Origin of the sequence: Mumia sp. zg.B21, from assembly GCF_019550855.1 — a bacterium.
In the GTDB taxonomy this organism is placed as follows: Bacteria; Actinomycetota; Actinomycetes; order Propionibacteriales; family Nocardioidaceae; genus Mumia.
The window spans coordinates 1,004,595-1,018,061 of the sequence record NZ_JAHWCJ010000002.1; the positions used below are offsets into that span (position 1 = coordinate 1,004,595).

Annotated in this window: 15 protein-coding genes and 1 tRNA gene; 13 read left to right on the forward strand and 3 right to left on the reverse strand. The window is 71.0% G+C overall.

The window, feature by feature from the left end; genetic code table 11:
* Positions 1–6: 6 nt before the first annotated feature.
* On the forward strand, positions 7–2,640 hold the full coding sequence (locus KV100_RS13705; protein ID WP_308291440.1) for a penicillin acylase family protein: 2,634 nt from the start codon (positions 7–9) through the stop codon (positions 2,638–2,640).
* A 9-nt stretch (positions 2,641–2,649) separates the two neighbouring features.
* On the opposite strand, the gene KV100_RS13710 is transcribed toward KV100_RS13705, so the two are convergent.
* Positions 2,650–3,219, reverse strand: coding sequence for a 5-formyltetrahydrofolate cyclo-ligase (locus KV100_RS13710; protein ID WP_220343580.1), 570 nt, complete (start codon positions 3,217–3,219; stop codon positions 2,650–2,652).
* Between the two features lie 30 nt (positions 3,220–3,249).
* Here KV100_RS13710 and KV100_RS13715 point away from each other — a divergent pair, with 30 nt between their 5' ends.
* The 7 genes from KV100_RS13715 to KV100_RS13745 all read left to right on the forward strand — a co-directional run bounded on the left by KV100_RS13715 (position 3,250) and on the right by KV100_RS13745 (position 8,538).
* Positions 3,250–4,635, forward strand: a complete 1,386-nt coding sequence (locus tag KV100_RS13715) for a UTP--glucose-1-phosphate uridylyltransferase (RefSeq protein WP_220343581.1) — start codon at positions 3,250–3,252, stop codon at positions 4,633–4,635.
* 10 nt (positions 4,636–4,645) lie between these two features.
* Positions 4,646–5,866, forward strand: coding sequence for a gephyrin-like molybdotransferase Glp (gene glp, locus KV100_RS13720; RefSeq protein WP_220343582.1), 1,221 nt, complete (start codon positions 4,646–4,648; stop codon positions 5,864–5,866).
* Positions 5,866–6,339: a cyclic pyranopterin monophosphate synthase MoaC gene (gene moaC / locus KV100_RS13725; protein ID WP_220343583.1), complete on the forward strand. Its 474-nt coding sequence runs from the start codon at positions 5,866–5,868 to the stop codon at positions 6,337–6,339. Before glp ends, moaC begins: the two co-directional genes overlap by 1 nt.
* On the forward strand, positions 6,336–6,830 hold the full coding sequence (locus KV100_RS13730) for a molybdenum cofactor biosynthesis protein B (protein ID WP_220343584.1): 495 nt from the start codon (positions 6,336–6,338) through the stop codon (positions 6,828–6,830). The genes moaC and KV100_RS13730 overlap by 4 nt, the downstream gene beginning before the upstream one ends.
* Before the next feature lie 41 nt (positions 6,831–6,871).
* Positions 6,872–7,438 carry a GNAT family N-acetyltransferase gene (locus KV100_RS13735; protein ID WP_255560885.1) on the forward strand — a complete coding sequence of 189 codons (567 nt, stop codon included), beginning with the start codon at positions 6,872–6,874 and terminating at the stop codon, positions 7,436–7,438.
* 75 nt (positions 7,439–7,513) lie between these two features.
* Positions 7,514–8,401, forward strand: a complete 888-nt coding sequence (locus tag KV100_RS13740; RefSeq protein WP_220343585.1) for a hypothetical protein — start codon at positions 7,514–7,516, stop codon at positions 8,399–8,401.
* 61 nt (positions 8,402–8,462) lie between these two features.
* Positions 8,463–8,538, forward strand: a tRNA-Ala gene (locus KV100_RS13745).
* Between the two features lie 52 nt (positions 8,539–8,590).
* Here KV100_RS13745 and KV100_RS13750 read toward each other — a convergent pair.
* Positions 8,591–9,031 carry a DUF2867 domain-containing protein gene (locus tag KV100_RS13750; protein WP_220343586.1) on the reverse strand — a complete coding sequence of 147 codons (441 nt, stop codon included), beginning with the start codon at positions 9,029–9,031 and terminating at the stop codon, positions 8,591–8,593.
* 92 nt (positions 9,032–9,123) lie between these two features.
* Between KV100_RS13750 and KV100_RS13755 the strand changes: the two genes are divergently transcribed.
* Positions 9,124–9,753 (forward strand): TetR/AcrR family transcriptional regulator, encoded by a 630-nt coding sequence (locus KV100_RS13755; protein WP_220343587.1) that lies wholly within the window; start codon positions 9,124–9,126, stop codon positions 9,751–9,753.
* A gap of 40 nt (positions 9,754–9,793) precedes the next feature.
* Here the strand turns inward: KV100_RS13755 and KV100_RS13760 are convergent, their stop codons facing one another.
* Complete coding sequence (locus KV100_RS13760) at positions 9,794–10,225, reverse strand: VOC family protein (RefSeq protein WP_220343588.1); 432 nt, start codon at positions 10,223–10,225, stop codon at positions 9,794–9,796.
* Between the two features lie 75 nt (positions 10,226–10,300).
* On the opposite strand from KV100_RS13760, the gene KV100_RS13765 reads away from it, so the two are divergent.
* The 4 genes from KV100_RS13765 to KV100_RS13780 all read left to right on the forward strand — a co-directional run bounded on the left by KV100_RS13765 (position 10,301) and on the right by KV100_RS13780 (position 13,465).
* On the forward strand, positions 10,301–10,885 hold the full coding sequence (locus KV100_RS13765; protein ID WP_220343589.1) for a TetR/AcrR family transcriptional regulator: 585 nt from the start codon (positions 10,301–10,303) through the stop codon (positions 10,883–10,885).
* A gap of 46 nt (positions 10,886–10,931) precedes the next feature.
* A complete protein-coding gene (locus KV100_RS13770) occupies positions 10,932–11,759 on the forward strand; it encodes an aldo/keto reductase (protein WP_220343590.1) in 828 nt (275 codons plus the stop codon).
* An 87-nt stretch (positions 11,760–11,846) separates the two neighbouring features.
* Positions 11,847–12,224 carry a YciI family protein gene (locus KV100_RS13775; RefSeq protein WP_220343591.1) on the forward strand — a complete coding sequence of 126 codons (378 nt, stop codon included), beginning with the start codon at positions 11,847–11,849 and terminating at the stop codon, positions 12,222–12,224.
* Positions 12,209–13,465: an RNA polymerase sigma factor gene (locus tag KV100_RS13780; protein ID WP_220343592.1), complete on the forward strand. Its 1,257-nt coding sequence runs from the start codon at positions 12,209–12,211 to the stop codon at positions 13,463–13,465. The genes KV100_RS13775 and KV100_RS13780 overlap by 16 nt, the downstream gene beginning before the upstream one ends.
* Positions 13,466–13,467: the final 2 nt, after the last annotated feature.

Here is a 13,467-nt window from a genome sequence, read left to right on the forward strand (position 1 = left end):
GCACAGGTGCGTGCCCTGGCCCTGCGACTCCGTCCTGTCCTGACCCGGCGCCTCGTCGTGGTCGTCGCGATCGTCCTCGCGGTCGCTCTCGTCGCGATGGCGGCGGTCGCCGTGGTGACCGTGCGTCGGCCGTTCCCCGACCGCACCGGTTCCGTCCAGATCCCCGGGCTGAGTGCCGAGGTGGAGGTCCTGCGTGACGACCGCGGCATCCCGCAGGTCTATGCCGACACCGCCGAGGACCTGTTCCTGGCGCAGGGCTACGTCCACGCGCAGGACCGCTTCTTCGAGATGGACTTCCGTCGCCACGTCACGGCCGGCCGGCTTGCCGAGCTCTTCGGCGAGTCGGCTCTCGAGACCGACAAGGTCGTACGGACGATGGGCTGGCGGCGGGTCGCCGAGCAGGAGCTCGCCAAGGTGTCGCCGTCGACGCGTCGCTACCTCGAGGCGTACGCCCGTGGTGTCAACGCCTACGTCGGCGATCGCGAGCCCGCGGCGCTGGGCCTCGAGTACTCCGTCCTCGCGCTCACCGGTCCCGACTACGAGCCGGAGCCGTGGACACCGGTCGACTCGCTGGCCTGGCTCAAGGCGATGGCGTGGGACCTGCGCAGCAACATGGGCGACGAGATCGACCGGGTGCTCTCGACCGAGAAGCTGACCCGTTCGCAGGTCGACACCCTCTATCCGGGCTTCCCGTTCCGCCGGCACGACCCGATCGTGACCCGGGGGACGGTGGACGGTGACGCGTTCGACCAGTCGGCTGGTCGCCGACGCAACGCCGACACCGACCGCGCGGAGGCGGCTCCGGACAGCGCGGACGCGGTGGCGGCCGTCGACGAGTCGTCGTCGGTCTCCCCCGCACTCGACGCCGACGGCCTGAAGGACCTCGTCGGGTCGATGCGGGGTGTCTCCCAGGTCGCCGCGGGCCTTCCGACGTTGCTCGGCTTCGGGGAGGGGACCGGCTCCAACGCGTGGGCGGTCTCCGGCGAGCGCAGCGCGACGGGTCAGCCGATCCTGGCCAACGACCCCCACCTGGCGCCGAGCATGCCCGGCATCTGGCACCAGATGGGCCTGCACTGCCGCGTGGTCGACGACGACTGCCCGTTCGACGTCGCCGGATTCACGTTCTCCGGCATGCCAGGGGTGGTGATCGGCCACAACGCCGACATCGCCTGGGGGTTCACCACGATGTACGCCGACGTCACCGACCTCTACGTCGAGCGGATCGAGGGTGACCGCTATCTGTACGACGGCACGTGGCGTCCGCTGATCCGCCGGACGGAGACGTTCGAGGTCGCGGGCCAGGACGAGCCGGAGACGATCACCGTCCGCGAGACCCGGCACGGCCCTGTCCTCTCCGACGTCGACGAGACGCTCGAGGACGTCGCCGAGCGGGAGGGAGGCGGGACGGAGTTCGGCGTCTCGCTGCAGTGGACCGCCCTCACACCGGGACGCACCATGGACGCCGTCTTCGGCATCGGCAAGGCCAGCGACTGGGCAGGCTTCCGCAAGGCCGCTCGCCACTTCGCCGTGCCGTCGCAGAACCTCGTCTACGCCGACCGCTCGGGCAACATCGGCTACCAGGCGCCGGGCTCGATCCCGATCCGGGCGCGCGGCGACGGTCGGTGGCCGGTCCCGGGCTGGGACCCGACGTACCGCTGGAAGGGCTTCATCCCGTACGCCGAGCTGCCGTCGGTCCTCAACCCTGCCGAGGGCTACGTGGTCTCGGCCAACCAGCAGGTGATCGGCCGGCAGTACCCGTACCTGATCGGGACCGGGCAGGCGGCCGGCTACCGCAGCCAGCGGATCATCGACCTCCTGTCGTCGACGTCCAAGCTGGACGTCGACGACATGTCCCGGATCCAGAACGACACCTACAACAGCCAGGCCAACACCCTGATGCCGTACCTCCTCGAGGTCGACCTCGGCTCGGGCTACTACGCCGACGGGCAGGACCTCCTTCGGGACTGGGACATGAAGCAGGACCGCGACTCCGGAGCCGCTGCCTACTTCGCCTCGGTGTGGCGCAACCTGCTGGCCCGCACGTTCCACGACGACCTGCCCCAGGACGTGTGGCCGGCGGGTGGCGAGCGCTGGTTCGAGGTGGTCCGCCGGCTCCTCAACGCACCCGACAGCAGCTGGTGGGACGATCGGACGACCAAGCGGGAGCGCGAGACGCGCGACGACGTCCTTCGGACGGCGATGCGGGACGCCCGCGACGAGATGACGCGGCTGCAGTCGCTGGATCCCACCCGGTGGACGTGGGGACGGGTGCACACGCTGACTCTGGAGAACCAGACGCTCGGGACGTCGGGGATCGCGCTCGTCGAGCGGCTGTTCAACCGCGGGCCGTACGCTGTCGCCGGCGGGTCCGGTCTCGTCGACGCGACCGCGTGGGACGCGGCGAAGGGCTACGAGGTGACCGCGGTGCCGTCGATGCGGATGGTCGTCGACCTCGACGACCTGGACCGCTCACGGTGGATCAACCTGACGGGCGTCTCCGGGCACGCGTTCCACGGCAACTACGTCGACCAGACCTCGTTGTGGGCGGACGGCAAGACCCTGGCCTGGCCGTTCTCGCCTGAGAAGGTCAAGGCGGCGGCCGACGACGAGCTGACGCTGACGCCCCGGCTCGAACACTGAGCGACCTCGTCAGCGCGGAGGCAGCTCGACGGTCCTGGCCGGGCTGAGCGCCACGTCGACGCGTTGGTCGTGAGCCTCCGGGTGGACGTCGTCGACGTGCTCGTGGTCGTAGACGAGCGCGACCCGCAGGGGACGCTCGCACGACGCGAGCGCCTCGTCGTAGTAGCCGCCGCCGCGGCCGAGACGGAACCCGGCGGCGTCGACCGCGAGCGCGGGCACGATCGCGACGTCGGTGCCCGCCAGGGCGTCGGGGACTGCCTCGCCACGAGGCTCGGGGATGCCGAACCGACCGATGACCAGCGCGTCCCGGCCGGCGTACCGGACCCAGCTCAGCTGCCTGCGGGGGAGCGCCCGGGGGACGACGACCTCGACGTCCTCGGCGAGCAGCGCGTCGAGCAGCGGCCAGGTGGGCGGCTCCCGACCGACCGACAGGTACGCCGCCACCGAACGTCCGGCGTGCTCGCGGACGAGAGCGTGGGCGCGACGGCCCAGGGCCGTGCCGGCGGCTGCCACCGCGGCCTCGTCGAGGTCGGCGCGGGCCTCGAGCAGCTGCTCGCGCAGCAGTCTCTTGTCCGTCACACGACGACGGTAGTGCCTACGATGAGCGGCATGAGTGAACAGGGACTGACCGCTGCTCGGGAGACGATGGTGGCGGCGGGAGTCCCTCCTCGGGCGATCGAGGTCTTCGCCCACCACTACGCCGAGCTTGAGGCCGGCGCGACCGGCATGATCCACGAGTCCGACATCGACCCGCTCGACCCGCCGCCGAGGCTGGCCGACGCCCAGGTGGACGAGAGCCAGATGCGCGACGCTCTGGCGCGCACGGTCGTCATCAAGCTCAACGGCGGGCTCGGGACCTCGATGGGCATGGACAAGGCCAAGTCGCTGCTGCCGGTCCGTGGCGAGCGGACGTTCCTCGACATCGTGGTGGAGCAGGTACGGCGCGTGCGCAGCGTCTACGACACCGACCTCCCGCTGATCCTGATGGACAGCTTCCGGACCCGCGAGGACACGCTGGACGCGCTGACCCAGCACCCGGACGTCCCGGTCGAGGGCCTTCCGTTGGACTTCCTCCAGAACAAGGAGCCCAAGCTGCGTGCCGACGACCTCACGCCGGTGTCGTGGCCGAAGGACCCGACTCTGGAGTGGACTCCGCCCGGCCACGGAGACCTCTACACCGCGCTCGACGCGTCCGGCACGCTCGCGGCTCTGATCGAGGCCGGGTACCGCTACGCCTCCGTCTCGAACTCCGACAACCTCGGCAGCTATCCCAGCCCGCGGATGGCCGGGTGGTTCGCGCAGTCCTCCGCGCCGTACGCCGCCGAGGTGTGCCGCCGTACTCCGGCCGACGTCAAGGGCGGCTACCTCGTCCGTCGCAAGTCCGACGGTCGGCTCGTGCTGCGCGAGACGGCACAGACGCCGAAGGAGGACCAGGCGCTCGCCGACGACACCACCCGCCACCGCTGGTTCCACACCAACAACCTCTGGTTCGACCTCGAGGCGCTCGCGGCCGTCATCGAGGCGCGCGACGGCGTCCTGGGGCTCCCGCTGATCAAGAACGTCAAGACCGTCGACCCGACGGACCCGACCTCGCCGGAGGTGATCCAGGTCGAGTCCGCGATGGGTGCGGCGGTCGAGGTCTTCGACGGTGCCGTCGCCATCGAGGTGGAGCGCGAACGCTTCCTGCCGGTCAAGACGACCGACGACCTGCTGCTGGTCCGGTCGGACTTCTACGACCTCGACGAGGACTTCCACCTCGTCGCGCGCCGCGAGGACGCGCCGCTGGTGAGGCTCGACAAGAAGCACTACAAGCTGGTCCGCGACTTCGACGCGCGGTTCCCCCGTGGACCTGTCTCGCTGGCCGACGCCACGGCGTTCACGGTGCAGGGGGACTGGACCTTCGGGGCCGGCGTCCGTGTCGTCGGGGAGGTCACGGTGCCCGCCGAGGGCTCACCGGGGACGATCGACGACGGAACGGTGCTCGAAGGGTCTTAGGCTGTCGCTCATGCGTACCGTCGACGAGCACCTCGCGAAGCTGCTCGACCTGATCGGCCCGCTCCAGCCGTACGAGCAGCCGCTGCTGGAGTCCATGGGCCTGCCGCTCGTGGACGACGTCGTGAGCCCGATCGACCTCCCGCGGTTCACGAACTCCGCGATGGACGGCTACGCCGTCCGTGCGGTCGACGTGCACGGTGCCAACCGGGAGTTCCCGGTGCGGCTGCCCGTCGTGGGCGAGCAGGCCGCCGGCTCCAGCACGCCTATGGCGCTGACCTCCAAGACCGCGGTCAAGATCATGACCGGTGCACCGCTGCCGTCCGGGGCCGACACGGTGGTGCCGATCGAGCTGACCGACGGCGGCGACGCCGAGGTGCAGGTCTACCAGGCCCGTCGGGCCGGCGAGAACGTCCGCCCCTCCGGCGAGGACGTGGCCGCGGGTGAGCTGGTCGCGGAGGCCGGCACCGTGCTCGGCCCGCGCGAGGTGGGGCTCCTCGCCTCGCTCGGTTTCGCCCGGCTCAAGGCGCGTCCGCGCCCGCGCGTCGTGGTCCTGTCGACCGGGACCGAGCTGCGTGAGCCTGGTGCCCGCCTGGACTACGACTCCATCTACGACGGCAACTCCTACATGCTCGCCGCGTGCGCGAGGGCGGCCGGTGCGATCGCCTACCGGGTCGGCATCACCTCCGACGACCCCCGTGAGTTCGCCGACGTGCTCTCCGACCAGCTCGTCCGCGCCGACCTCGTCATCACCAGCGGCGGGATCAGCAAGGGTTCGTACGACGTCGTGAAGGCCGCGTTGTCCGACCTCGGGACCGTCGAGTTCTGCGAGGTCGCGATGCAGCCCGGCAAGCCACAGGGCTTCGGCACCGTCGGTGACGACCGGACGCCGATCGTCACGCTGCCGGGCAACCCGGTGTCGTCGTACGTGTCGTTCGAGGTCTTCGTCCTCCCGATGCTCCGGCGGATGATGGGCAGGCTCCCGTACCGCCGCCCGCTGATCCAGGCGACCATGACCGAGGAGATCCGCTCGCCTGCCGGTCGCCGCCAGTACCTTCGCGGCTGGTTCGAGGTCTCACCCCGCGGCGCCCGTGTGACGCCCGTGAGCGGCCCCGGATCCCACCTGATCGCCGGCCTGGCGCGGGCCAACTGCCTGATCTCCGTCGACGAGGACGAGACGGCGCTGCACGTCGGCGACACGGCGAAGGTCCTCGTCCTGGACAGGGACTTCTGATGGGCGAGCCGCGTCTGACCCACGTCGACGACCAGGGTGCCGCACGGATGGTGGACGTTTCCGCCAAGGACGAGAGCCGTCGCGAGGCCCGCGCCACCGGGATGGTCCGGACGACCCCCGAGGTCGTGGCGCTCCTGCGGTCCGGTGACGTGCCGAAGGGCGACGCGCTCGGGGTCGCGCGGGTCGCCGGCATCATGGCGGCCAAGCGCACGCCCGACCTCGTGCCGTTGTGCCACCCGCTCGCGATCACCGGGGTCGAGGTCGACCTGGACGTCGTCGATGACGGCGTCGAGATCGCAGCGACCGTGCGGACGACGGGACGGACGGGTGTCGAGATGGAGGCGTTGACCTCGGTCAGCGTCGCGGCCCTCACCGTCGTCGACATGATCAAGGCGGTCGACAAGCACGCCGTGATCGCCGAGGTCCGGGTCCGCGCGAAGTCGGGCGGCAAGAGCGGAGACTGGTCGACGTGAAGGCGCTCGTGATCACCTGCTCCAACCGCGCCGCGGCCGGAGTCTACGAGGACACCACCGGACCGATGATCGTGCAGGCCCTGCGCGAGTGGGGTTTCGACGTCGACGAGCCGCTCGTCGTGCCCGACGGACCACCTGTCGAGGAGGCGCTCCGGGAGGCGGTCGACCTGCGTCACGCGGCCGTCGTCACCACCGGCGGGACGGGGATCAGTCCCACGGACGCCACGCCCGAGGCGACCGCGAACGTGCTGGACCGCGAGCTTCCGGGCGTGGCCGAGGCGATTCGCGCGTACGGCGTCGCCCACGGGGTGCCGACAGCCATGCTGTCGCGCGGCCGGGCCGGGGTCGCCGATCAGACGGTCGTCGTGAACCTCCCGGGCTCGCGCGGTGGTGTGCGCGACGGGCTGGCCGTGCTGGCCGACGTCCTCGTCCATGCCGTCGAGCAGGTGGCCGGGGTCGACCACGTCCGTGACGCCGGAGGTGCGTCCTGAGCGCGGGCTGGCCGGCGACGCTTCAGCACGGCGACGTCGGCCTGCGCCCCATCCGCCGCGGTGACGCACGGGTGTGGGCGCGGCTGCGGCAGGAGTCGTCCGACTGGCTGGGCCGGTGGGAGGCGACGCTGCCGCGATCGGCGCCGTCCGGGACGCGTTCGTACGGCGCGGCGGTCCGTTCGCTCCGGCAGCAGGCGTCCCAGGGTCGGGCGCTCCCGTTCGTGACGACGTATGGCGGCGGCGACGAGATGATCGGCCAGGTCACGGTGTCCGGGATGACCTGGGGCTCGGCGCGCTGGGCGCAGATCGGCTACTGGATCGCGCGGCCGTACGCCGGTCGCGGCATCACGACCACGGCGGTGGCTCTCGCCACCGACCACTGCTTCGAGGCGCTCGGACTGCACCGCATCGAGATCGCGATCCGTCCGGAGAACCGTTCGAGCCTGCGCATCGTCGACAAGCTCGGTTTCGACCGGGTGGGGCTGGCGCCGCGCTACCTGCACATCGACGGGGCGTGGCGCGACCACCTGCTGTTCGCGATCACCGCCGAGCAGGTTCTGCCCGGCGGGCTCATCGCGAGGGCCGACGCGGCCGGCGTCGATCGCTGACACCGCAAGAACCGCCGCGCGACACACCGGGCGAGGTCCGCAGGGGTGACCGTCCGCAGCACGTACGGTTCATCTGTGGGTACCGGTCTGATCTTCGCAGCCGTGATCGCCATCTGGGTGGCGTACGGCGTTCCTCTGGCGCTCCGACGCCACGAGGAGGCGACGCGCGCCGGGTCGGTGACCAGCTTCTCCGGGGCGCTGCGGGTGCTCACCCACCGCAAGGACGACACCGACCAGGTGACTCCGGATGCCTCGCCCGCCCCGGCCGACGAGAGCGAGGCCGTGCCCGCCGAGGCGTCCGAGTCTCGTCCCGCACCGCGCCGTCACAACCGTCGGGCCGCTCGTCTCGCGGCCCGCCGTCGTCGTCGGGTGCTGCTGACCCTCCTCACGGCGTGCGCCGTCGTCGGCGGCCTGTCCGTGGCCGGCATCCTGCTGCCGTGGGCCGCCGCGATCCCCGGTGGTCTGGTCGTCGCGTGGCTGGTGCTGTGCCGTGTCATGGTGCGCCGAGAGATCGGCCGACCGGTGCGGCTGCCAAGGGTGAGTGACCCGGAGGCCCGCGCCGCCCGTGCCCGCCGTCGCGAGGCCCGTCGTGACGAGCGACGCGCTGCGCGTGAGGCGGAGGGCGACGTCGAGCTCCAGGTCGATCCCGACACCGAGATGACCGTGATCCTCTCCGGCCAGATCGAGGACCACGAGCCGGCTCGACGCAACGTGATGGTCCGCGGTCCGCTGCCCGAGGGTGCGCTCGACCAGCAGGTGCACGACGCGATCGCGTCGGCCACCACCTCGGGCACGACGCTCTGGGACCCGGTGCCGGTCACCCTTCCGACCTACGTCACCAAGCCTGCCGTCGCGCGGACGGTCCGGACGATCGACTTCGGTGACGGCCCTGCCGCCGGTGCGGCCGGGACGGGCGTCGCCGAGAGCGACTCCGACGTCGGCCGTCGCGCCGTCGGTGACTGACGGGCCGTCGCGCCCCGGGTTCGGGACCCATCTGATCGCGTGGTAATCTCGATCTCGCTTTGGGGCTATGGCGCAGTTGGTAGCGCGTCTCGTTCGCAATGAGAAGGTCCGGGGTTCGAATCCCCGTAGCTCCACCAGCCGAAGGCCGGGTTCGCAGTCGCGGACCCGGCCTTCGTCGTTCTGCCGCGGTCACCGGTTCTTCTGCGCGATGGCGGTCGCGGCGTCGCGCAGCAGCCCCGGCGCCACGCGGCGGTGGACGACGGCGATCGCCGGCCAGACGATCGCCGCGAGGCGCCGGTCGTAGCGCATGGAGGTCACGAGCGTGACGGAGCCCGCAGCGGCCAGCACGACCAGCTCGCCGGTGAGGAACCATGAGCGGGCCTCCAGGCGGACTGCCTCGTCGGTGCGCGCCGCGACGCGCCAGCCTCCGATGGTGTCGCGCGAGCGGCGGTGGGTGATCCGGAGGCCCAGTAGCCCACGGAAGAGCAGCGTCCCGAGCAGGCCCGGGGTGTTCCCGAACATGACTCGGGCCCAGTGCTCGGCGGTCGTGTCGACGTCGGACCTGTGCGAGAAGACGTCGGCGTAGTCGGGTGCGTCCAGCGCGCTCCAGCTGGTGGTGGGTAGCTGCATGATGCCTCCTGCATCGTGTATACGGCACCGAATAATGTACGGTACCGTATATCGCCGTCCGGCGGAATGGTCCTCGATCCAGGAGTCGTCACATGCCCGCTTCCCCTCGCGTCACCCGTGAGCGGTGGATCACCGCTGGACTTGAGGCGCTCGTCGACGGTGGGCCCGGTGCTGTCCGTGTCGAGACCCTCGCTGCCAGGCTGGGAGTGACCAAGGGCGGCTTCTACGGATACTTCGCCAATCGCGACGCGCTCCTGGAGCAGATGCTCGCCGAGTGGGAGCGCCGCAGCACCGACGAGGCGATCGCCATCGCCGAGGAGGAGGGACGGAGTGCGCGCGAGACGATGCAGCTCGCCGGTGCGCTGACCTTCTCCGACGCCCTGCTGCCGATCGACCTCGCCGTCCGGTCCTGGGCGCGGCACGACCACGGCGTGGCCGAGCGTCTGCGCCGGGTCGACAACATTCGCATCGAGTTCCTGCGGGCGATGTTCAGGACCTACATCACCGACGAGTCCGAGATCGAGGCCCGCAGCACCCTGGCGTTCGCCACGGCCATCGGGCAGTACTTCATGGCGGCCGACCACGGCGCGTACACCAAGGACGAGGCCGTCGACCTCGCCGCGGCCCTCGTCCTGCGACCGGCGGCGATGGCGTCACGTCCGACGAGGAGCAGCCCCGACGGCAGACGCCACCCGCCACGACGACCTCGACGCCATCCGTGAGGTCGAAGCGTGGTGATCGTCATGACCCGACCCTCGACGCTCAACTCGACGTGAGGTCAGCGCGCTGCTCGGAGTCGAACGCCTCGGCGTACGCGGAGCTCGGTGGGATCGGCGTGATGACGTCGACGAGGATGCCGCCGGGTGCGTCCAGGATGAAGTGGCGCTGCCCGAACGGTTCCGACCGGAGCTCCAGCACGGGGGTGAGTCCTCCGTCGGTGACCAGTCGTGCGTACTCGGTGTCGACGTCGTCGACCTCCACGTTCAGGATCGTGCCGCGTGCCGGGACCCCGTACCCGCCCGGGACTGTGGGGTGGTCGGGATCGAGCAGCGCAAGCTCGTACCCGTCGCGTTCGAGGCTGACGTACCAGTCGGACGTGAAGGTGCGGCGGAAGCCGAACCACTGCTCGTAGTACGTCGCCGCCTCGGCGACGTCGTGCGTCCCGAGCACGGGGTAGAAGCTCGTGAGAGTCATGGCTCCTCCAAATACGTGCGAAGTGTAGGTATCAGGTAACATACACTGCGCATGTATCTGTGGAAAGGGTTCCCGATGGGTCGCTCGTCGAAGGCGCAGAGCGAGGTGAACCGCGCCCACCTCGTGCATCTCGCCTGCGCACTGTTCGCCGAGCACGGGTACGACGCGGTCGGGCTGGAAGAGGTCGCTGTCGCGGCTGGCCAGACGCGCGGTGCCGTCTACCACCACTTCGGGAGCAAGCGTGGGCTGTTCTCCGCGGCGCTGGCGAAGGTGCAGGCGTCGGTCGGCGACGCCGTCCAGGCGGCGGCCCTCGCGGAGTCCGATCCGTGGGAAGGCCTGGTCGCGGGCTGCCATGCCTTCCTCGACGCTGCTGCCTCCGACGGTGCGCGCCGTGTGATGCTGGTCGACGGTCCCGCCGTCCTCGGATGGCAGGAGTGGCGTGACGGGGACGCGGCCAGCTCGCGCCGCCTCCTCGAGGAAGGGCTGCACCAGCTCGGGACGCGCGGTGACGTCGCGCCCGACGAGGTCGCCGCACTCGCGACCTTGCTGTCGGGGGCGATGAACGAGACCGCGCTGTGGCTCGCTCAGGAGGGCGAGCCCGTCCGCGACGCGGCCCACGCCGGGCTCGACCGGGTGTTGACCGGTCTTCGTCGGCGGTAGCCGCTTCCGCTCTGCGTCCGTGCCGGGGCAGTGCCAGGCTCGGGTCATGAAGGCACCCACGACGACCATGGCCGACGGGCTCGAGCTGCCGACGATCGGCCTCGGAACCTATCCGATGGACGACGCCGAAGCCGCCGACGCCGTCCGCAGCGCCCTCGACATCGGCTACCGCCTGGTCGACACCGCCGCCTCGTACGGCAACGAGGCGGGAGTGGGGCAGGGCGTCGCGATGAGCGAGGTGCCTCGTGACGAGGTGGTCGTCACCACCAAGCTGCGTGGAGAGGATCAGGGCTACGAGCCGACGCTGCGCGCTTTCGGTGAGTCGCGCGAACGGCTCGGGCTCGACTACGTCGATCTCTATCTCATCCACTGGCCTCTCCCGCGGCTCGACCGGTACGTCGACTCGTGGCGGGCGATGATCCGGCTGCGCGACGACGGGCTCGTCAACAGCCTCGGCGTCTCCAACTTCACGCCCGACCAGATCGACCGCCTCGTCGCCGAGACCGGCGTCGCTCCCGTCGTGAACCAGATCGAGCTCCACCCCTACTTCGTGCAGGACGAGCTGCGGGCGTACGACGCCGACCACGGGATCGTCACCGAGGCGTGGCAGCCGCTCGCCCGCAAGACCGACCTTCTCACCGAGGCGACGATCGTCGAGATCGCGGAGCGGCACGGGGTCACCCCGGCCCAGGTCACGCTGCGGTGGCACGTCCAGCGTGGCGTGGTGCCGATCCCGAAGTCGAGCGACCCGCGACGGCAGCGGGACAACCTCGACGTCTTCGGGTTCTCACTGAGCGAGGAGGAGATGGTGGCGATCGGCGACCGTCCGCAGACGCGCAGCGGCGGGGATCCGGACACGCACGAGGAGCTCTGAGCTCCGGCAACCTGCACCAGGTGTCGATCGACCGGTGGCTCGTCCGTCATCACGGTGTCAGGATCGACACCGACGGAAGGACCTCCGATGTTGTACACGCTCTTCATCCACAACGCCGACCCGCGTGACGCGGGCATCAGCGAGGACGACATGGCGCCTGTCAAGGCCGCGTTCGAGACGTACGTGAAGGACCTCGACGAGGCGGGCGCCTTCGTCACGACCCAGATCCTCGGCATGCCGGAGGTGGCGACGACCGTGACCGCGGTCGATGGTGAGCCGAAGATCCAGGACGGGCCGTTCGCCGACACGAAGGAGTACGTCGGCGGGATCGTCGTCATCGACGTGCCCGACCTCGACGCTGCGCTCGCCTGGGCGCAGAAGTGCCCCGGGGCGACCTACGGGACCGTCGAGGTCCGGCCGACGGCGCTCACATGGAGCCGTGAGCGGCAGTGGCACCAGCCCTGAGGGCGTACGGGGAGGCGGAGCGGGCGGCCCGTGCCTCGTACGGCCGCCTGCTCGCGCTCCTCGCGGCCGCTAACGGTGACATCGCCACCGCGGAGGACGCTCTGGCCGACGCGTTCGAGAGGGCGCTCGTGACCTGGCCCGAACGTGGCGTGCCGGACAACCCGGACGCATGGCTGCTCACCGCAGGGCGCAACCGGCTCCGCGATCTCTATCGCTCGGCGGCACATCGGACGTCCTCGCCGATGCCTGACGAGGAGATCGCGGTCGTGGACGCAGACCAGTCGGCCGCCGGCCGCATCCCCGACGAGCGGCTCGCGCTCCTCTTCGTGTGCGCCCACCCGGCGATCGATGCGTCGGTCCGCACGCCGTTGATGCTCCAGACCGTCCTCGGGCTGGACGCCCAGCGGATCGCGGAGGCCTACGTCGTGCCGACCACCGCGATGGCGCAGCGGCTCGTGCGTGCGAAGCGCCGGATCCGTGAAGCCCGGATCCCCTTCGTCGTCCCCGACCGTGACGTCATGCCGCAGCGGCTTCCTGCCGTGCTCGAGGCGGTCTACGGCGCGTACGCGATCGACTGGTCCGCGGTTCCGAGCACCGCCCTTAGGACCTCGACAGCCGGGGAGGCCCACTACCTCGCGGTGCTCCTCGCCGCCCTCCTGCCTGACGAGCCCGAGGCGCTCGGCCTCGCGGCGCTGGTCTCCCTCTCGCTGGCACGCGCAGGAGCACGCACGGACGAGGTCGGCGCGTACGTGCCGCTCGACGTCCAGGACCCGGCTCGATGGGACGACGAGCTCATCGCGCACGGAGAGCGCCTCTTGCACGCGGCAGCCCACCGTGGCAGACCTGGGCGGTTCCAGCTCGAGGCAGCGATCCAGTCGGCGCACTGCGACCGCGCTCGCACCGGCCGTACGGACCACGCCGCCCTGTTGCGGCTGCACCGGGCCCTCGTCGCGACCGCGCCGACCCTGGGAGCGCAGGTCGCACTCGCCGCGGCCACAGCGCGTGTGGAGGGGGCACGAGCCGGGCTCGCCGTCCTCGACGGTGTCACGGCGGAGGGAGACTCCGACGCCGCACGCCGGTTCCAGCCGGCGTGGGCGCTGCGCGCCCACCTGCTCGCCGAGCTGGGGGAGCAGTGCGAGGACGAGGCGAGGGCGGCGTACGCCAAGGCGATCTCGCTGACCACCGATCCCAGGAGTCGCGCGTTCCTGCAGGAGAGCCACGACCGACTCGGTCGGCGCTAGGG

Coding starts and splice junctions, on each gene's coding strand:
- KV100_RS13715 (WP_220343581.1), top strand. CDS start 3,250: ATGAGTGAACAGGGACTGACCGCTGCTCGGGAGACGATGGTGGCGGCG.
- glp (WP_220343582.1), top strand. CDS start 4,646: ATGCGTACCGTCGACGAGCACCTCGCGAAGCTGCTCGACCTGATCGGC.
- moaC (WP_220343583.1), top strand. CDS start 5,866: ATGGGCGAGCCGCGTCTGACCCACGTCGACGACCAGGGTGCCGCACGG.
- KV100_RS13750 (WP_220343586.1), bottom strand. CDS start 9,031: ATGCAGCTACCCACCACCAGCTGGAGCGCGCTGGACGCACCCGACTAC.
- KV100_RS13755 (WP_220343587.1), top strand. CDS start 9,124: ATGCCCGCTTCCCCTCGCGTCACCCGTGAGCGGTGGATCACCGCTGGA.
- KV100_RS13760 (WP_220343588.1), bottom strand. CDS start 10,225: ATGACTCTCACGAGCTTCTACCCCGTGCTCGGGACGCACGACGTCGCC.
- KV100_RS13765 (WP_220343589.1), top strand. CDS start 10,301: ATGGGTCGCTCGTCGAAGGCGCAGAGCGAGGTGAACCGCGCCCACCTC.
- KV100_RS13770 (WP_220343590.1), top strand. CDS start 10,932: ATGAAGGCACCCACGACGACCATGGCCGACGGGCTCGAGCTGCCGACG.
- KV100_RS13775 (WP_220343591.1), top strand. CDS start 11,847: ATGTTGTACACGCTCTTCATCCACAACGCCGACCCGCGTGACGCGGGC.